The following is an 18493-nucleotide window of genomic DNA, read 5'->3' on the forward strand; positions in this document are numbered from 1 at the left end:
AACAGGTTTGGGAACTGTCTTTAGGGTTTGCAAGTCCAAAGAACAAGCATTTAAAAGGCTTGCGCTTTGGTACAATGCAGTGGAAGATTGCGGCCTTGATTCGTTCAAAACTGTCGCCAGGTCTATTCAGACACATTATTTGGATATCCTCAACTTCTTTAATAACAGGACTACCAATGCTTCCGTTGAGTCATTCAACGCCAAAATCAAGGCTTTCAGGGCCTCATCCAGAGGTGTGAGGGATATTCCGTTCTTCCTATTCAGGCTCACGAAACTTTATGCTTAATCTCACCCCAAGAATTCTGCTTGATCCAAAATATGTTGGTGAGCAGTTCGGTGAGCAGTTGGAAGAAGAAAAAATTGCTCACTAAATTACTCGTAACGGTTTGTTTATGAACATGTTTGCCAAGTAAACATCTTGATTTCGATAGGCTGTAATCATAATTTTAATCACTTAAAATCTGATTGCTATGTTAACAAAAAGCTTCACGTTGCTCTTTTATCTTAAAAGGCGCAACAATTATGTCAAAGGTGAATTGCCGATCTACATGAGATTGACAGTTGACGGTCAACGGATTGAAATTAGCACCAAGAGGGAGTGCGAGCCGGGAAAATGGAATTCGTCAGCCGGTAGGAAGAATGGTGTAATGAAGATGTAAAACTTCTCAATGCGTATCTGGTGTAATAAATCATTCATTTCTCGTTTCAGGGCTTTGCTTTATTTGGTGGGGCATTGCCTTAAGATTATCAAATATTTATTATTCGGTTCACTTAAATTTAAGCGAATTGGTATGTTTAGGTAAAAAACTGACACCGGCCTCTAAATCAAATCATTATGGACTTGTCTGATGCTAGAAAACCAAAATGTATAAGGAAAGAGTTAAATAAGGAGATAAGACTGCGAAGCAGATGGGAGGTTATTGACTTTTATCTCGCCCACACATTTCTCTGGATATCAATCTTAGCAAGTTTCACATCCGCAATATTCCTTGCGGATGACAAGTACATGTTTAACTCCAAGCTAATTACAGCCGCTGTTGCCGGTGTTCCTGGTCTCGTAGTTATTATTGACAAGACATTCGATTTCGCAAAACGCGCATCCTGGGGGTCTATGTATAAGATTGAGCTTTTGCAGTTAAAGGATGATCTTGATTTTGAAATCATAAACGTCCATAAGGCAGCAAGAAAATTTCGATTATTAATGAAAAAACACACAATCTACTTTCAACGGATTGGTTTTTTTTCAAAGGGGAAAGATAGCGACACAGCCGAGATTCATTAGTACTCTCTGTTGGGTCACAATAGCCTTGCTTCCTGGTAGGTCAGCGCGGTAAATGTATTCCTGATGTACATGTCGTTCATTTCAAGCCTGAATGAATCGAAGTATTCTCTCGCCCAAATGACGGGGGTAATCACTGATAAAGGTTTTGACCGATTACGATCGGAAATTATCATGGTTTCCAGTCTTGCCGTGGGACAACGACGTCGCCAGCTGGTTCACAGCGCCGGGTGAGCTCATGAGTTTGAGGATTAGAATGAGCTGGCTTTGGAGAAGGTTTATTTTGGATGAGAGCATACTGATCACTCTCCCATTGGACGTAGGCCTGCCAAGATCCATGTTAGCGGATCTCGTCGGCGATTTTCCGGGCGATTGAGGACATGATGAAGTGGGTTAATAGGTTACTGATCTAACCAAGATACGGATTTGCCCCAGTTCTCTTACCAACTATTTCGGAGCAGTGACGCCAGCAGCGACGAAATAATTCCCGGGCGGTAGATGTAATTTTTTAAAGCCAGGAATCCGGAAATTAAGATCCTGATACTGGCCCGGAAAGGCCCAAACGGGGTGAGTTGGCGTATAAACCAAAATCCCAGCAACTCGGGAGGGATTTAATGGTCTAAATCGCTCTAATACGATCAATAAAACTTTGTTCAAGACAGCACCTCAGAAAAAGGTGAACGGTATGAAAAATGTAGCGTAGTTGAACTTGTTTTTGTAATTTCGGGATATGTTAAACCGATATTTTTTGTTTAATGCTGACTCTATTTTGTCATAGTCGCCTGCCAAAAGATTACTATCTTTGTTTATAATGAATTGCAATTCTTGGACCAGTCCATCTGAATCCATAAAGAATCCGATAAAGACCTTTTGCCCTATCAGATCATTGTATCTGCTCCCCATTTCAGCTGATAGAGCCTTTTTTAATTTACTCTGATAGTCTTTATCGGAGTTCACTTCTGATAATAATTTTTCTCCCTCTGATCCGACATTTGATTCGACTTTTCGTAGCGAATTTGAAGAGTTAAAAACAATAACTGTTTTGGTTGCTATTTTATTTTTTTCAAAGCTGAATGTCTTCTTGTTAACTGAAAACTGTTTTTTTGATAAATCGATTTTCTGCATTTGGTTCACTTTTTGTGAATAAACGCTTGTTGTTATTAGTAATATTGGCAGTATTGTAATAATTATAGTTTTCATGATTATTTATGACAACTTGATGCATTAATAAATAGTAAGCATGGCACTTGGGTTTAATCCGGGCAAAGTTGGGTAGTTGTATTCAGGATATCTCGCCTGGAAATATTCAATATAACTAAAGTGTCCTTGCGAAAACGTGAAACTAGTCGGATAAGTAGTTCCACCATCAGTTATGCCAAGACCGGGTGTTACCCTGATTCAAGTCAAATCTGGGTTAATTCTATTAAATCAACGCCAAGATTTAAAGGAGGCAAGCTTTTGGAACGGTAATTTTCAGCCAAACATGGCGCTTTTTTCGACAAAAATAGGCTTATGTCTAATGATAAATGGGTGCTCTGTAGGCACATCATAGTTTTTTGAAGGAATGTCGAGAAAAACTGAAAGTCGAATTGTTGTTGTTGGGATTTTAGTTTTTATTGCCGATTATCGCAAAAAATCCCCTGTTGAAGTTTAGTACTCGTCAAAAAAATCATTGTGAGGCCCAAAGTCTATCTACTCAATTGCTGTGAAACCTTGACAATGCAAATGGTGACGATACTCCGCATTTTCGTTCTCCGGCCAGACTCGGATTGCATGATTCATAATTGGTTTTTGGCAGCGAGAACATAGGCAATTTCTGCCTGTATCAGGGCTATTGGTAAACAAGATATCACTGGATCGGATGGGGAGAGGCATGGTTCGAGGCTGTTAAAGTTGATCAATTTTCTGCTCACCCTCGATTGCAGCAATTTTCATAAGGCTTGCAGAGCTACTCTGCTCCGCGGAATAGGCCCAAAACTCTCAATGCGGCAAACACTTCTCTTGGGTATTCTCGTAAAATACAGCCAGTTCAAAGAGGGGTACGATAACCGGGTCGGGGTGATCTCAAAATGGGAATCCCGGTAAGAGCGGTTAATGAAAGTAAAAAAGGTTGCTTGATGAAAAAGCTGATTTGTTGAAATAGTTTTGTAAAAAAGAAAGTCAACGATTGGAAGGTATTTTATGGCGAATTTGATCAGCGAATTTTATCGTTGGGCGGCTTGTAAGGAGGCAAATAACCATTTAACCCTATTCACTTATGTTTTCAGAAATATTGAGGGCAACCGGGACTTACAGTGACCAGGACGTCCTGCTGTTTGAAAGCTGGGCGAGGGAGCGTCAGATCAGAAAAAGCGAAGTGCTTCTTCGGGAGGGAGAAGTAGCAAGGTCACTGTTTCTTGTTTTGAAAGGTGGCGTTTTTCAGTATAAAAAAAATGTGGAAAAAGAACCTGATATTATTGACCTGCATCTTCCCAATGAATGGTTCTTCAACTACACAAGTCTCGTAGGTCAGAAGCCGTCCCAAGCGTTCATTGAAGCTTTTACTGACAGCAGTATCATAGAATTGAACCTTGAAGCTATTCACTACCTCACAGGCAAATCATTGGCATTTATGCAATTGAACAGGGTTTTGGAAGGAGCCGTATCCAGATTGCATTTTTTTGATTACTCCATGACGCCCCTGGAGAAATACCAGTTTGTGCTTAAAACTCGTCCGCAACTGATTCAGGTTTTTCCATTGAAGATGATCGCGTCCTATTTAAAAATCACACCGGAGACGCTCAGTAGGGTTAGGGAAAAAATGGCCAGGGGCATTTCTTGATTAGGATCAAGTGGGTTAGAAGTTTCAACATCCTATTTTTGGTTTTAGGATTTTCAAAAAACAAAAATTATGGAACACAGACCCATCTCCATCAGGCCATTTATCGGTGCTATTGATTTTCAGCTGTCCCGAAGATTTTACCGGGATCTGGGTTTTGAGGAAGTCAGCCTGACACCACAAATGTCGTTGTTCAAAACCGCAGGCTTAGGATTCTATCTACAGAATGCGGATATCAGGGACTGGATCGACAACACAATGGTTTTCCTGGAGGTCGAGGACGTAAAGCACTTCTGGGAAGAGCTCGTCGCGCTCGACATTACCAGCAAATACGAAAATGTAAGGCTGACGCCCATTCGGACACAGCACTGGGGATGCGAATGCTTCTTACACGATCCATCAGGTATTCTTTGGCACTTCGGAGCGTTTTCTGAAAAATGAGCATTGATTCTATAGTAACAGCTGTCTTCACGAGAAACATCACTTTACTATTATGAATTTCGCCAAGATAATCCCGAATATTTTTTACGCAGACATAAAGATTGCCTCAAATTGTTTGTCGATTGCCTTGGATTTTCAATAGGATACGATGACCCGGGGAGCGGCAGTCCGTTTTGCTCCATGTAATTCCGGCTCTCACCCGTTAACTAAGTTCCCAATCAGATCTACCCGTCTGTTTATTAACCTTTTCCCGAAATAGAATACTTTTGACCTTTGCAACTGTCTATAAATCAGCCTGCTGTTGGTTGTGGTTAAATCTATATCCGCAATTCAGCTGATCAGTTTGCAATGCCAGGGTAACTATGATGCATTGTACCCATCACATGCAGATTGCCTCTGATATGTGAGGGTTTTTACTACTCAAACTCATGAAAAAAGTAATCCTGCTTTTCGCTCTGGCATTCAGCCTCCAATCGATAGCGCAAAAGCCGGAGTCGCCGCTTGCCCGGATCTGGCAGCAGAGTCTTCCTTTTATCACCAATTACTCCACCGACGAATACAAAGCAGCTTTTCAAAACTGGGCGCTGGTTCAGGGTGATCATGGCGTGATGTACGCGGCGAACAATTCGGGTGTGCTCGAATATGACGGCACCTCGTGGCAGCTCATTCCTACCACGGAAGGCAACCCGGTGAGGTCGCTGGCGAAGGATCCGAAGGGCCGTATTTTTGTCGGCGGATCGGGCGAAGTGGGTTATCTGGCTCCAAATGGGCAGAATAGGACGGTTTTCCATTCCCTGAAAAACAAGCTCAGCCGCGCAGACTGGAACTTCGGCAATGTCTGGTTCACGTTTGCCGACAAAGGTTCTGTTTATTTCGTCTGCGATCTCCACATTCTTGAACTCGTCGACGGGAAGTTCAAAGTCTGGAAAAGTGGCATCGGGGCACTCGGTTTTGCATGGCTGATCAACGGCACCTTGTACGTGAGTGCGAGTGAGAAGGGTTTGCTCAGGAAAGAAAAGGACGCTTTGAAACTCGTTCCGGGAGGCGAGGCATTCAAAGGAATGGGACTGACGGGCCTGTTGCCGTACGACGAAAAAAAGTTGCTGGCCGTAGGGCTTAGCAAGGAGTTTTTTATCTACGATGGTTCAAAGCTGGAACCGTTTGTGAAGGACGGGCAAAGGGTCCGGATCAAAGACGCGGTTTACCACGGTTTGCAGCTGAGCAATGGCGGTTATGCCCTGGCTACCACGGGTTCGGGACTTTACCTGATGGAGCGGAACGGGACGATCCGGAACAATATCTGTCGAAAGGAAGGACTGTCGAGCGACGCGGTGTATTCGGTTTTCGAGGACGCGGAAGGGGATTTGTGGCTGGCAACTGACAATGGGATCAGCCGCCTTGAAACTAATTCGCCGCTACGGGTACTGAATCAAAACCACGGTCTCGACGAAAACCCGATGGACATCGAGGTCTTTAACAATAAGTTGTTTACAACGAATAGCAAAGGCCTTTTCGAACTGAAGAGCCTGCCTTCCCAGGGTGTTTTAAAACCGCATTTCAGGAAGATCGAGGGGATTGATAACCTGACCATGCATTGCCAAACCTACGGTAACGAGTTGATTGTGTCCAACTACGACGGCGTTTTTCTGTTGGGTACCAATGGCACGCGTTTGCAGATAGCCAAGGAAAACGTAGTCCGCGTCGAAGAATCGCGTCCCGCGCAGATGCCCGGGCATTTGCTGGTCGGGCTGGAAGGCAATGGACTTACCGAACTGCTTTTTTCAGACGGGAAATGGGTGCAGGGCGGCAGGCGTGATGATATGAAGTTTTATTCTGAAAGCTTCGCGCGCGCTGCCGACGGGACGATTTTCATCAACAGCCGTCGCAACGGGATTTACGAAATGGCCTGGCAAACGCCTCGGGGAATGCGCCCGGCATCGACACACACGCTCAGCGACGAATTTAAACTCATCCATCACGGACCTGAAAATGGGCTGTCGTCTAATAAAATCCGCTGGCTCGAACGGGTAGGGAATACGATCTACGCTTCCACCGACGAGGGAATGCACCGGTTTAACCCGTCCAAACGCGTTTTTGAAGTCGATTCCATGCTGACAGCCAGTGTGGCGCCCTATAAAGGTGGGTGGATCAACGAAATTGTGGCGGGCCGGGATGGTACGATGTGGTTTACCCTTTACCATAACTACCAGAGCCATGTTTTTGAATATGGAAGAAATGGGTTGCACAGATTGCCGATGTCGGGCAGGCTCTCCGATGCGCTGATCTCCAAAGTACACGATAATGGCGACGGCTTTATGCTTTTTGGCTCCAACAAATGGATTGTCCTTTTTGATAAAAACCTGAAAACAGGTGCGATAAGGCCATTTAAAACCCTCATTCGCCAGATCTCGGTCAATAAGGACTCGCTGATCAGCTTCCGGGACGCCCAATCTCCCCCTGAAATCGCTTATGGACACAAAGGACTTCGTTTTCAGTTTGCATTGCCGAGCTACGATCTTTCTACCAAAAATCAATTCCAATACTTTCTCGAAGGCTTTCATGACCAATGGTCGGCGTGGTCGGGCGAGTCTTTTGTGGACTTTACCAATTTGCCGGAAGGAAATTACGAGTTCCGTGTGCGCGGCAGGGACGTATACGGGCATGCGGGAAGCGAAGCCCGGCTTGCATTCACGATTCTGCCGCCCTGGTACCGCACCTGGTGGGCATTTGCGATTTACGCGCTGCTCCTGGGCGGGCTGGCCGTCATGCTGGTGCGTTTCCGGGAAAGGAAGCTGCAAATGGAAAAGCTCGTCCTGGAAAATACGGTCCGGGAGCGTACGGAGAAAATCATGCTTCAAACCGAGGAACTGAAAGAAATGGACCGGATGAAATCAAGATTTTTTGCCAATATCTCCCACGAGTTCCGGACGCCGTTGACGCTTATCCTTGCACCATTGGAGGAAGAATTGAGTAAAAAACCTCCGGCTGAGCAAGATAAGCTGCTCATTATGAAACGGTATGCCAACCGGCTGCTGGAATTAGTGAACCAGTTATTGAACCTGTCGAAGCTGGAAGCCGGTAAAATGGAACTTCAAATCCAAAAAGGCGACCTGCGCCAATTTCTGAGCATTTTGTCATCCTCTTTTGACTCGCTGGCGCAGCATAGGGAAATTGTTTTTGAAAAAACGGTGGATGTGAAGCCAGGGTCTTATTGGTTTGATCCGGATAAGCTGGAAAAGGTGATTATCAACCTGCTTTCCAATGCATTTAAATTCACTGCTGCGGGGGGACTGGTCAGGTTTACTGCGCATTTGGAAGAAGACGCGGGGCGGCAACTCGTTCGCATTGCGGTGTCGGATACCGGAAAAGGCATTGCTCCCGAAGAGCAGAAGCAGGTATTTGAATCGTTTTACCAGGCCAGGCAAACTGTTGAAAACCAGGACGGAGGCACCGGTTTGGGCCTTGCGCTGGCCAAGGAACTCGTGAAGCTGCATAGAGGAGATATTTCCCTGCAAAGCGAGCCGGGTAAAGGGTCGGTCTTCGCGATTGAAGTACCAGTCCATCAGGGCGCCTATGAAGCAAACCAGCTCATTGAATCGGAGTTCAGCGAATTCACAATGCCGTCCGTACCAACCCTGCCTGAAACTGCACCGATCGTAAATAACCCGAAAAACCTTGACGCGCAAGTTGATGGTCCGGCACCCGGTGGTCCGGCACTCCGCGAAACAGTGCTCATCGTGGAGGATAATGCGGAACTGAGGGATTACATGGCGTCGCTGCTCGACGACGAATACATTGTTTTCAGGGCGCCCGATGGCATGGAAGCACTGGCGTGCGCTCGGAAAGTACTGCCAAGCCTGATCATCAGCGATCTCATGATGCCTAAAATGGATGGTATGGAGCTCACCGCCCATATTAAATCCGACGAGCGCACGAGCCACATACCGGTGATATTACTCACGGCAAAAAGCGGCCAGGAGTCGCGGATCGACGGGTTGAAAACCGGTGCGGACGACTACCTGACCAAACCATTTTCGGTGGAAGAACTGACGGTTCGTGTCAAAAACCTGATCGAACTGAGAAAGAAACTCGCCGGGCGTTACAAGGAACGCATTCGGGTACACGTAACATCCGCGGAAGAAATGTCGCTCGACGATAAGTTCCTGATGAAGGCCAAAGAGATCGTGGAAGCGAATATGGAAGACGTGTTGTTCTCGGTTGAGAAAATGGCGGAGGAAATGAGTTTGAGCCGTACCCAGCTGCTGCGGAAGCTAAAAGCGCTCACCGGTCTTGCTCCAAATGACTTTATCCGTGACCTGCGTCTGCAAAAAGCGGCGGAAATGATCCGGCAGAAGGCCGATACCATTACGCAGATCGGCTATGCGGTAGGATTTAATGATCAATCCTATTTCAGTAAAAGCTTTAAAAAAGAATTTGGGGAGACTCCCACGGAATATTCCGCGCGGGTCTCCCCAAAAGAAGAATAAATCAAAGAATCCGTTTGACGAACCGGTACACCGCTGTATAAGGCACTTCGGCGGTGGCTGTTAAGTCGGCGGGCGCTGCGGCCGGCGCTCTCCCGCCTGTGGTCGCGATCCTGAAAATGTAGCCTACTCCCCGGAAAATTCCCGTTGGTTCCTGTCCGGCTTTGTTGCTCAGCAGCAGCCAGTCGATGCTGGCGGGATCGTTCGAATAGGTTTTCGCCGGACTGAAAGCCTGGCCCATGATCGTGTGGCCGCTGCCGGTTACTTTCCACGTCGGGCCGGCATAATGTGTGCCGATCTTTGCATTGGAAGCATCGTAAAGCTCTGCTTCCGGGGCCACGAAAACCCATTCGTACTGGACGGGACCGGATCCTGCTTTCACCTGAGCCTTGTATTTCTGCACACCCACTGCATAATAGGTAGCAACACGTTCATAACCTTTCGGATTGGAAGGAAGCGAAAAAGCATCGGGCATCGTCAGGTTTTCACTTGCGGCAATGCGGGCGGCAGGCGTAACCGGCTGAGGATCCTCGTGATCCGTGCAGGCATTGAAGAAACCCAAAATCGTAACGAGCGCCAGAATGCGCCCGCTGTGACGGAGAAATGTACTTTTTTTCATAGCTGTTTTTTTGAATATAAATGATTTGCGTAATGCGGTCGATTGAACCGGGTGCAAAACTAGGAGGCGCCTGCGGGCCCGGCTGGTAATGCGGATGCAAATCCAGGTAGTTATGAGCGGCGGTATTCAGGGGCGATGCAGGTGACGCATAATTACCTGGATATGCTTCGTGATTACAAGTTTGGGACACCCGATCCACCGCAATTTTGCAGCCTCAATCATCTATTATAAACATGAAAAATTTAAGAGTATTGAAACGCATCAAACAATCAACCATCGGATTGCTTGCCTGCGCAATGGTAGTAGTATCCTGCACCGATCACGATGGTCCCGATGTCCCGGCCCAGCCGGTTGCTTCTCCCGAGGTAGTCACCACATGGCTGACGATGCAACTGAAAATCGCGCAGACCATGCCTGGCCCGCCCCCCGTCCACGCCCGTAGATGGGCTTACACAGGCGTTGCATTATGGGAATCCCTGCAACCCGGTTTGCCAGGGTACCAGTCGATCGCGCCGCAGCTCAACGGCCTGCCCGCGCTGCCGCAGCCTGAGAAATCCTTGGGCTATTATTATCCGGCCAGTGCTAATGCGGCGCTCGCGGCCATCAACAGGGTGATCCATCCGGGGATTTCAGCCGCTAACCTGGCCCGCATCGATTCGCTTGAAGCAGCCAATCTGGCTAAGTACCAGCAACACCAGCAGCCGGATGTGCTCGCCAATTCCGTGGCATTCGGAAAGAAGATCGCCGCTGCGGTTTTCGAATGGTCCAAAACCGACGGTTTCGACAACGCTACGCCTTATACCCTCCTGAGCGGAGCGGCCTACTGGAAACCGACGCCGCCCGCATTGGCTCCGGCCATCCTTTCCAACTGGGGTAAGGTGCGTACGATCGTAGCAAACAGTGATGCCGGGGCGGAACAGGGCGCGCCCATCGCTTATTCGGAAGACAAAGCTTCGGAGTATTATAAGCAGGTTGCCGAGCTGTACGCCATTTCACAATCGCTCACGCAGGAGCAGCGTACCATCGCGACCTTCTGGCCGGACAATTCGTGGCATAATGTGCTGAGTCAGGTCCTGGCGATCGAAAAACCGGGACTGGCCATAGCGGCAAAAGCATTTACGCAGCTGTCGATCGCGATGTCGGACGGGGCCATCAGCCTTTGTAAGGGGAAATATGTGTACCAGGGTGTGCGGCCGATCACTTACATCCGCACTGTGATGAACCATCCCGAATGGAACACTGTGATTCCGACGCCCCCACATCCGGAATATCCCTCGGGACATTCGGTGATGTCGGCTGCGGCCGCGGAAGCGCTCACGGATATTTTCGGTAAAAACTACCATTATACCGACAAGCCTTACAATCTGACGGGCTTTGTTCCAAGAGAATTCAACTCTTTCGAAGCCGCTGCGGCAGAGGCAGCCGTTTCACGGGTGTATGCGGGAATCCACTATCGCAAAACGTGTGAGGTAAGTCTTACCCATGGCAAAATCGTGGGCCGGAACGTGATTAACAAGTTGAAATTCAAACAATAAAAACGAATGTCGGGGTCAATCCTGATTTAGTTAAAATTAGCTATGAAAAACCTTAAATTAGTAACGTTGCTTCTTTCGCTGTTCCTGTCTTTGATGCTCAATACGGGCAATGCACAGCAGAACGATCTGGCCTTGTTGGGCCAAAACCACGCAGAATCCGGCTGGATGGCCGGTACCCGGTCTGAAAACGAGAATCCGACTGTCAATCCGCTGACCACGCATTTTTCAGTGTTACCAAGGATTACGGTCAATGACGACGGAAACGTGTTTGTGTACATTTTTAATCCCAAGCATATACCCATCAGCGTTGGTTTTCTCGACAAGCAGGGGAACACATTGCATCGCGATAAAACGGCTGCATTGTATTACGGCAAGCTATTGAATGTTTCAGAGCTTGAATCCGGCGACTATCAACTGACGCTTAATTCGGAGGCCGTTTCGGCCCGGTATGTGGTGAAAATAGGATGGGAGACGCGTGCCATCAAAGTCAATGAGGTTGCCGAATTGTAAATACAGAACGGCTATCAAGAAGTTTAAATCATTATCTATTAACAAAAAACAAAAAATAAAATGAATGCAAACAAAGCACTATGGGAAAAGGGTGACTTCACCCGTCTGGCAGCAACGATGCGTGAAAGCGGTTCTGCACTGATAGCAAAATTAGGGATCAAAGAGGGCATGGATGTGCTGGATTTGGGTTGTGGCGATGGCACTACCGCCATACCTGCCGCCCGGCTCGGCGCGAATGTTCAGGGCGTCGACATTGCGAGAAACCTCGTGGAAGCCGGCAATGCCCGGGTAAAGGCGGAAGGATTGACCAATATCACATTCCGGGAAGGCGACGCGATCGATCTGAATGACATTAAGGATGAATCGTTCGATCTGGTAGTGAGCATTTTTGGTGCGATGTTCGCGCCCCAGCCATTTGATGTGGCCAAAGAAATGTTCCGCGTCACACGCCGCGGCGGCAGGATCGTGATGGGCAACTGGATCCCCGGCGACCCGACGCTGGTGGCCCAGATCCTGAAAGTATGCTCCGCTTACACGCCCTCACCGCCGGAAGGGTTTGTCAGTCCGATGCTTTGGGGGGTAGAAAGCAATGTAACGGACCGGTTTGTTGCGGCAGGCGCGTCCAGGGAAAATATTTCGTTTGAAAGGGAAACGTTCACATTTCAGGCGTCCTATGCTCCGGCCGAGTTCCTCGAGATTTTCAGGAAATACTATGGTCCTACGATGAATGCATTTGAAGCGGCAGAAAAAAATGGAAAGGAAGCCGATCTTCTGCGCGAACTGCAAGTATTGTTCGAAAGTCAAAATCAGAGTGAGAACGAAAACGCGACTTCAATTCCCGCCACATTCCTGAAAGTGACAGTTCGCCGTTAAGGATAATTTGCAGAAAGGCCCGTTCTCATATTGCATTCAGCAATATGATGAACGGGTTTTTCTTGTTTTTTGCGTTTCATATGATCATGATCACGGGATGGGCATGATTGCAAGTCAGTGAATCAGAATTTCCTGTACAGATCGGGCTTTTTCATAGATACAGACAGTTTGAACCCAACTTGAACAAAACTTGCTACGGGTTTGAACAGACATGAAATGTTCTGAAAACGCATTTTTGCCACAAAATAAACAAGCAAAAATGCTATGAAAAATCTCCTTCCCATTCTGTTCATTCTCTTCGCCGTTCCATGTTTTGGACAAAGGAAAAAAGAAGCTCCCCCGGTCAAAAAAAGCGATTTCTTTATCTCTCTCACGCCTGAGAAATGGGAGTTTCAGGATGGAAAAGTAACTTTCGAAGAGCACAAGGGAGTGAAGGCAATGAAGCTGGCGCCAAGGTCCGGACAGGTGATCCTGAAAGATGTGATTTTTAAAGACGGAATCATCGAATTCGATATCGAGCCCTCCGCGGCCGAGTTTGGAGAATCCATTTATTTTCATCGCAAAGACGCCAATGAGCAGGAGATTGTGTACTTGCGCATGTCCAGGGTTGGCAACAAGCTCGCAAATCAGGGGATTCAGTACTGCCCTTACTTCGACGGCGTCAATATGTGGGATATGTATCCTGATTACCAATCACCTGCATTAGCGAAAGCCGGTGAATGGAACCATATGAAACTGATCATATCAGGTAAGAGGCTGCAAGTTTTCCTTAATCATGCGCCCAAGCCGGTGCTGGACATTCCTGAACTCCAGGGCCTTGCCGCCGAAGGTAGCGTCGCTTTCGAAGGCGCTTCTTATATTGCCAACGTACAGATAAAACCTAATGAAGTTGAAGGTTTGAGCCCGTTGGCGCTACCCGATATTACCGATCATGATGGACTCTATCTGAGAAAATGGGCGTCTAGCGCTCCTTTTGACCTTCCAATCGGCAGTGAACTGACATTTCAAAACCAGCCGAAACCCGAACTGTTTACCGACAGTATTGCTGCCGAGCGCGATGGTTTGGTGAATCTGACCCGTAAACATGGCGGTAATAAAACCCGGAAAGCGATTTGGCTGAAAACCAAGATCACGACAAAAGAAGCCGTGAACGTAGGGCTGCAGTTCGGTTTCAGTGATGAGGTTTGGGTGTTCTTAAATAACCAGATGATCTTCGCCGACAAAAACCTTTTCCAGCAAGGTATGAAACGGTACCCCGATGGAAGGATTTCAATTCAAAACGCGACCGTCAGGCTGAACCTCAATCAGGGGGATAACGACCTGCTCATCGGTGTTGCCAACGATTTTTACGGCTGGGGCATCATCGCGCGGCTGGAATACGGCGAAGCGATCACCGAGACCGACCATGTTGCCGGCATTGTTAACCTGGCCAAAACGATCGCTACCATTGACCTGGAACCTTACGTAGGAACTTATGCCAATTCGCAGGTACAATTCAAACTCACGTTTGTAAAAAAAGGGAATGCGCTCACTGCCCAGGCCACGGGCCAGGAGGCCAGCGAACTGCGGGCAACCGGCAAACACTCCTTCGCCTTTCCGGCCGCGGCAGCTACATTTGAGTTTATTCCGGCCAGTAATAAGGTGATATTGCGACAGGGGAGTGAAAGCCGCGAGTTTGTGAAAGAATAGGCACAATTTACTTTTCACACGGTCGGTATGGGTACCTGATTTTTTTCAACTTTGCTCTTACTTCCCTGGCGGCCTGCTTATCCATGATGTCCATATGCCTTTTAGTTAGCGCACGAGTGAGGGAGACCCTGGAGGTGTCGGCTTTCTCATTGAGTTCCAACACGACAAAGCGGTCACAAAACATCTTTCTGCCTTCTTCCTGAAAATGGTTGGCATGACCTGTAAATGGCGCATTGATAACACCTACAAGCGGAGCAATGAGCTGCCGGGTTTTCTTTTTCAAAGTCGGGGGTTGGAGGCTATTTTTGATCAGAATGACTTTCAGACGATTTGTTAGTTCTTTGTGGTGCGATTTCAGCTGGTGTATGACATCGAATGCTGTCGCCAGGCCATAGTTTTCAAAATAGCCTCCATCAACAAACTGATAATCAGAATTGTCGCCAATCGTGGAGGCTGCACTGAGAAAAGGAAACAATTCAGACATGTTGACTGCCTCCCGGTAGCTAATATCCTGGTTTGCAATGAATTTTGAAAATGCGGTGTCCTGAAGGGGTAGAATGGCGTTGGAAAAAATGGTCGTGTCATCGACTACATATGGAGATAAAACGGTTCGCCTTCCGGTATTGATTTCAAATGTGTTTACCAGATGGATCGGTATGGCGTCCTTTTGATCATAGGCGAAACTTTGAAAACGATCAGGAATGGGCGTTTTTCCACCCGTCAGATTTTTGAATTTAGAATTTATGGTAGATGGCTTACCTGAAAGAGCAGCACGAAGGCTCAATTCGTATTCTTGCCTGATACGGACATTCCTGTCGCGGTAAGGCGGTGCGGTCACCGGATCAATTTTCAGATATTTCTTGGCCCTGCCAATGAACCCGCCAAAAGCTCCTTCAAAGGCGTCACCCAGCAATAGGCCAAACATGCCGCTGGTGTTGTAATTTCTTCTGTAAATTTCCTGTAAGTAAGCTGGATCAGCCTTTTCTCCTTCCACCTTTCGTTTGATGTAGTGATAGGTGCCTACCGACCCTCCGGAAATAGTGCTGTACAACAAGGTATGGTCCCAGAAATCGGGAAGGCTGTCCGCGATTGATTGCAGAACGCTTGCGGTAAAGTATCCCGCCCTGCTTCCGCCACCCATTGCGCAAACGACGTAGATCGTACTAAGCTGAGTAGTGTCAATTTGAGAAATATACCGAATCCTGCGTGCCAGCGCCGAATCCAGCAAACGGTCTTTTGCGACTGGCCCGAGCCCTTTACCCATTTTTTCGCTACATGTAGAACCACTTCGCGTGCGTATTTCAAGTTTCTGCAGGGGAACCGAAAACTGTCCTTTGGGTGAGATGTTAGGAGCAATCAGAAAAATCAGGATGCCAAGATAGCCTGCTATCTTTTTTGGAACGGAGTCACTTGCAGTCCAATACCGGCAGAGATCCACGTATATGATCAGAAACCCGAAGACTGCCAGAACGACGTAAATCGTATTTATTTCGGACAACGAGGGCATCAGAAAAAATAGAATATTTGTCAATCCAAGTGTCCAGAACAGCGCATTGTAAAATCTTTTGTTTGATTTACTATTGGCAGCCCCGGTAAGCTGAGACACGCGCCCCCAGATGTCGACAGCGTCCATTTTTTTTCCATCGGTGAAAAAGAGCATTCTGAACACTGTGGCACCGCTCAACAGGATAAAAATGCCAATCAAATAATGAGTGCCGGGAACAAATAGCGCAAGCACACCGGCCACCACTACGTAGATACACTCTATGAGTAACAACTGTATCAATATCACGAAGTAAGAATTTGCGATAACATATGTTTTAAGCAGTTGAACCAGCGTATCCGAGGCTGTCCCTAATCGATTTTTTATCCTTGTATTATTGAATACGAGTGTCTCAACCGTCGTGAGCAGGGCGAATATTCCAATGTTTACGAGCAGGATTTCCCAAAATGACGTATCCTGAATTTTAAAACGAAAGAAAAATGAGTTGGCAATAATAACGAACGGCGATATCGCCAGTAAGGATAAAATGCGAAGCCCTACGTAAAAGTGAAGTGCATTTCTATCAGATTTCTTGATCTCCCTGATCCGGTCTCCTGAAAACAAGTGAAACGGGACAGTCCAAATTGAAAGTGTCATTAAAAGCGTGACGCAGAATAACAGATACAATGAGCCGAAACTACCTAAACTTGGCAATCTGCCTGTTGCAATTTCATCGACATAACTGACCACCAGATCACTTCCGGCATCCACCTCAAAAAGCAAAATCCATAGAATTACAATCAATAGCACTGTGTACCAGTTCGACCTGATCATTCGCCAAAATAGTGGCAGAATTTCGTCCCTGCTAAGGTCTGGCATTGCACTGTATCGTTGAATGAAGGCGCTTAGCTTTCTGTATGCTTTTTTTAGCAAATCAGATTTCCAGCCCAGGAATAGGATAAACCCGATGACAGCACAGATACAAATCAATGAAACCGGAAAGGTGTCGAAAATACCGCTGCTGCTTGCACACAATTGTTGCAGCACCAGTACCAGGGGGAGAGTTTTCATAATAGCAGAATAAGAGGGGTTGAGTCGCAAAAATTAATTTATCATTTTATGTAGACAAGTTTGATTATCACGCTATTAAATTGATTTAACGGCATGGAGTTTGCCTGGTTTAAGAGGTTTTCAACTTGCTGAAATGGGAAAAAGAGCCGGCATGGCGAGATATGGCAGGAAATGTTTTTTGTGCCGGGGAAATCGGACGTATTAGCAAATACAAAGTGAATTTTTTTAGAAAGTACGGCGTCAAACGAACGTTGATAGCCATACACCCCATCCCCTTTTGGCATGGTTTTTGAATTCAGGTTTTTGAATCCACATTTTAAAAACCATTTAAACTCAAAAACATGAAAAAGATCTCTTTGCTTGTCCTTCTGTCGGTGTTCAGCAGTGCGGCATTTGCGCAATCCTTCTCCATCGGGCCAAAGGCGGGGGTAAACATCAGTAATTACACCGGCAGCGATGTTGAGTCGGAGGCGTTAGTAGGCTTTCACCTCGGCGGTATCATGAATTTCGGGATTGGTCAGGTATTCTCGATCCAGCCCGAGGTACTTTTTTCAACCCAGGGCGCCAAAATAGACAATGGGAGTCAGAAGCCGAAGTTCAAGACGACGTACGTGACTGTTCCGGTAATGCTTAAATTCCGCACGAAGGGTGGGTTTTATTTTGAGTTTGGCCCCCAGGCGTCCTTCAAAACCAGTGAAGATATCCCCGATCAGACGATCGACCATTTTGCTAAAAACCTGGATCTCGCAGGCGGGGTGGGCATTGGATACCAGGCCGGATTCGGATTAGGTCTCGGTGCGCGTTACATCGCAGGTTTCTCGAAAGTGGGAGATTTTGATAAAACTGCGGCCCAAAACCCGGATTTCAAAAACAGCGTGATACAACTTAGTCTTTTCTTTGCCATCCCGGCACATAAGTGAGACGGTACGCAGAATGTCAGTGAAGAGCAGGGAGCAGTCCCTGCTCTTTTCGATTATGGGAGTCCGAGCTGTTTCAGAAATTGCTCCCTGTAACTACTGCCGATGGGAATTTCGGAATTGTCGATAAAAACCCGGTTGCCCTCGATGTGGTCTATCCTGGATTTGTTGATGATGAAAGAACGGTGAATCCGCAAAAAACGCGACCTCGGTACCATCTCCTCGAAACCGGAGAATGTCATGGCAGGGAGCAGTGTGTGCTGTATTGTCCTGATTTTGGTGTAATTGCCGTTTGCTTCGGCATACAAAATATCATCATGCAGAATCTTATAAATTTTCCCCTCGGCTTTCAGAAACAAAAAACCTTCCTCCTTCTGTTCCGGGGAGGCCGTTGCAATGATGCCGTTGGCAGGCTGTATTCTTTCCAGCGCTTTGTCTACGGCTACCATAAATCGTTCCAATGAAAAGGGTTTCAACAGGTAATCACAGGCCGCCAGATCGAAAGCGTCGATCGCGTATTCTTTGTATGCGGTAGTAAATATGATCTGCGGAGGGTTTTTCAGTGTTTTCAGAAATGAAATGCCGTCGATGACCGGCATATTGATATCGAGGAAAAGAATATCCACCCGGCTCTGTAACAATGCGGCTTTTGCCTCCAATGCAGTGGCGCATGCCGCTACCACGCGCAGGTAGGGGAGGTGCCCGCAATAGGCGCGTATTATGTCCCGCGCGATGGGTTCGTCGTCTACGATCAGGCAGTCGATCTGGGTCATA

At 47.1% G+C, this 18493-nt stretch carries 15 protein-coding genes; 11 read left to right on the forward strand and 4 right to left on the reverse strand.

Features of this window, described 5'->3' with window-relative positions:
* From BP71_RS21835 to BP71_RS21845, 3 genes are all read left to right on the forward strand, one after another.
* On the forward strand, window positions 1-286 hold a 286-nt coding region (locus BP71_RS21835), incomplete at its 5' end, for a transposase (RefSeq protein WP_496383157.1).
* A 262-nt stretch (window positions 287-548) separates the two neighbouring features.
* Window positions 549-659 carry a hypothetical protein gene (locus BP71_RS21840; protein ID WP_496384269.1) on the forward strand — a complete coding sequence of 37 codons (111 nt, stop codon included), beginning with the start codon at window positions 549-551 and terminating at the stop codon, window positions 657-659.
* A gap of 176 nt (window positions 660-835) precedes the next feature.
* Window positions 836-1282 (forward strand): hypothetical protein, encoded by a 447-nt coding sequence (locus tag BP71_RS21845; protein WP_496383159.1) that lies wholly within the window; start codon window positions 836-838, stop codon window positions 1280-1282.
* Window positions 1283-1945: 663 nt separating this feature from the next.
* Here BP71_RS21845 and BP71_RS21850 read toward each other — a convergent pair.
* Complete coding sequence (locus tag BP71_RS21850; protein ID WP_496383160.1) at window positions 1946-2479, reverse strand: hypothetical protein; 534 nt, start codon at window positions 2477-2479, stop codon at window positions 1946-1948.
* Window positions 2480-3536: 1057 nt separating this feature from the next.
* Here BP71_RS21850 and BP71_RS21855 point away from each other — a divergent pair.
* The 3 genes from BP71_RS21855 to BP71_RS21865 all read left to right on the forward strand — a co-directional run bounded on the left by BP71_RS21855 (window position 3537) and on the right by BP71_RS21865 (window position 9025).
* Window positions 3537-4100, forward strand: a complete 564-nt coding sequence (locus BP71_RS21855; RefSeq protein WP_496383162.1) for a Crp/Fnr family transcriptional regulator — start codon at window positions 3537-3539, stop codon at window positions 4098-4100.
* Between the two features lie 69 nt (window positions 4101-4169).
* The gene (locus tag BP71_RS21860) at window positions 4170-4538 is read left to right on the forward strand and encodes a VOC family protein (RefSeq protein WP_496383164.1); all 369 of its coding nucleotides are present in this window, start codon (window positions 4170-4172) and stop codon (window positions 4536-4538) included.
* A 428-nt stretch (window positions 4539-4966) separates the two neighbouring features.
* A complete protein-coding gene (locus BP71_RS21865; protein ID WP_496383166.1) occupies window positions 4967-9025 on the forward strand; it encodes a hybrid sensor histidine kinase/response regulator transcription factor in 4059 nt (1352 codons plus the stop codon).
* 1 nt (window position 9026) lies between these two features.
* Here BP71_RS21865 and BP71_RS21870 read toward each other — a convergent pair whose 3' ends face one another.
* A complete protein-coding gene (locus tag BP71_RS21870) occupies window positions 9027-9641 on the reverse strand; it encodes a DUF3455 domain-containing protein (protein WP_496383168.1) in 615 nt (204 codons plus the stop codon).
* Window positions 9642-9874: 233 nt separating this feature from the next.
* On the opposite strand from BP71_RS21870, the gene BP71_RS21875 reads away from it, so the two are divergent.
* From BP71_RS21875 to BP71_RS21890, 4 genes are all read left to right on the forward strand, one after another.
* On the forward strand, window positions 9875-11176 hold the full coding sequence (locus tag BP71_RS21875) for a vanadium-dependent haloperoxidase (protein WP_496383170.1): 1302 nt from the start codon (window positions 9875-9877) through the stop codon (window positions 11174-11176).
* Window positions 11177-11218: 42 nt separating this feature from the next.
* A complete protein-coding gene (locus BP71_RS21880) occupies window positions 11219-11686 on the forward strand; it encodes a hypothetical protein (RefSeq protein ID WP_496383172.1) in 468 nt (155 codons plus the stop codon).
* Window positions 11687-11746: 60 nt separating this feature from the next.
* Window positions 11747-12559, forward strand: a complete 813-nt coding sequence (locus BP71_RS21885; protein ID WP_496383174.1) for a class I SAM-dependent methyltransferase — start codon at window positions 11747-11749, stop codon at window positions 12557-12559.
* A 264-nt stretch (window positions 12560-12823) separates the two neighbouring features.
* Entirely contained in the window at window positions 12824-14248 is a 1425-nt protein-coding gene (locus tag BP71_RS21890) for a LamG domain-containing protein (RefSeq protein ID WP_496383176.1), read from the forward strand.
* A 7-nt stretch (window positions 14249-14255) separates the two neighbouring features.
* Here BP71_RS21890 and BP71_RS21895 read toward each other — a convergent pair whose 3' ends face one another.
* Window positions 14256-16802 carry a hypothetical protein gene (locus BP71_RS21895; RefSeq protein ID WP_496383178.1) on the reverse strand — a complete coding sequence of 849 codons (2547 nt, stop codon included), beginning with the start codon at window positions 16800-16802 and terminating at the stop codon, window positions 14256-14258.
* 341 nt (window positions 16803-17143) lie between these two features.
* Here BP71_RS21895 and BP71_RS21900 point away from each other — a divergent pair, with 341 nt between their 5' ends.
* Window positions 17144-17722 carry a porin family protein gene (locus BP71_RS21900; RefSeq protein WP_496383180.1) on the forward strand — a complete coding sequence of 193 codons (579 nt, stop codon included), beginning with the start codon at window positions 17144-17146 and terminating at the stop codon, window positions 17720-17722.
* Window positions 17723-17775: 53 nt separating this feature from the next.
* Here the strand turns inward: BP71_RS21900 and BP71_RS21905 are convergent, their stop codons facing one another.
* A complete protein-coding gene (locus tag BP71_RS21905) occupies window positions 17776-18492 on the reverse strand; it encodes a LytR/AlgR family response regulator transcription factor (protein WP_496383182.1) in 717 nt (238 codons plus the stop codon).
* Between the last annotated feature and the right edge of the window lies 1 nt (window position 18493).

The sequence above is a fragment of the Dyadobacter ginsengisoli DSM 21015 genome (genome assembly GCF_059568735.1).

Excerpts from the sequence above, each read along its gene's own strand:
- BP71_RS21840 (WP_496384269.1), top strand. The coding sequence starts at position 549 with ATGAGATTGACAGTTGACGGTCAACGGATTGAAATTAGCACCAAGAGG.
- BP71_RS21845 (WP_496383159.1), top strand. The coding sequence starts at position 836 with ATGGACTTGTCTGATGCTAGAAAACCAAAATGTATAAGGAAAGAGTTA.
- BP71_RS21850 (WP_496383160.1), bottom strand. The coding sequence starts at position 2,479 with ATGAAAACTATAATTATTACAATACTGCCAATATTACTAATAACAACA.
- BP71_RS21855 (WP_496383162.1), top strand. The coding sequence starts at position 3,537 with ATGTTTTCAGAAATATTGAGGGCAACCGGGACTTACAGTGACCAGGAC.
- BP71_RS21860 (WP_496383164.1), top strand. The coding sequence starts at position 4,170 with ATGGAACACAGACCCATCTCCATCAGGCCATTTATCGGTGCTATTGAT.
- BP71_RS21865 (WP_496383166.1), top strand. The coding sequence starts at position 4,967 with ATGAAAAAAGTAATCCTGCTTTTCGCTCTGGCATTCAGCCTCCAATCG.
- BP71_RS21870 (WP_496383168.1), bottom strand. The coding sequence starts at position 9,641 with ATGAAAAAAAGTACATTTCTCCGTCACAGCGGGCGCATTCTGGCGCTC.
- BP71_RS21875 (WP_496383170.1), top strand. The coding sequence starts at position 9,875 with ATGAAAAATTTAAGAGTATTGAAACGCATCAAACAATCAACCATCGGA.
- BP71_RS21880 (WP_496383172.1), top strand. The coding sequence starts at position 11,219 with ATGAAAAACCTTAAATTAGTAACGTTGCTTCTTTCGCTGTTCCTGTCT.
- BP71_RS21885 (WP_496383174.1), top strand. The coding sequence starts at position 11,747 with ATGAATGCAAACAAAGCACTATGGGAAAAGGGTGACTTCACCCGTCTG.
- BP71_RS21890 (WP_496383176.1), top strand. The coding sequence starts at position 12,824 with ATGAAAAATCTCCTTCCCATTCTGTTCATTCTCTTCGCCGTTCCATGT.
- BP71_RS21895 (WP_496383178.1), bottom strand. The coding sequence starts at position 16,802 with ATGAAAACTCTCCCCCTGGTACTGGTGCTGCAACAATTGTGTGCAAGC.
- BP71_RS21900 (WP_496383180.1), top strand. The coding sequence starts at position 17,144 with ATGAAAAAGATCTCTTTGCTTGTCCTTCTGTCGGTGTTCAGCAGTGCG.
- BP71_RS21905 (WP_496383182.1), bottom strand. The coding sequence starts at position 18,492 with ATGACCCAGATCGACTGCCTGATCGTAGACGACGAACCCATCGCGCGG.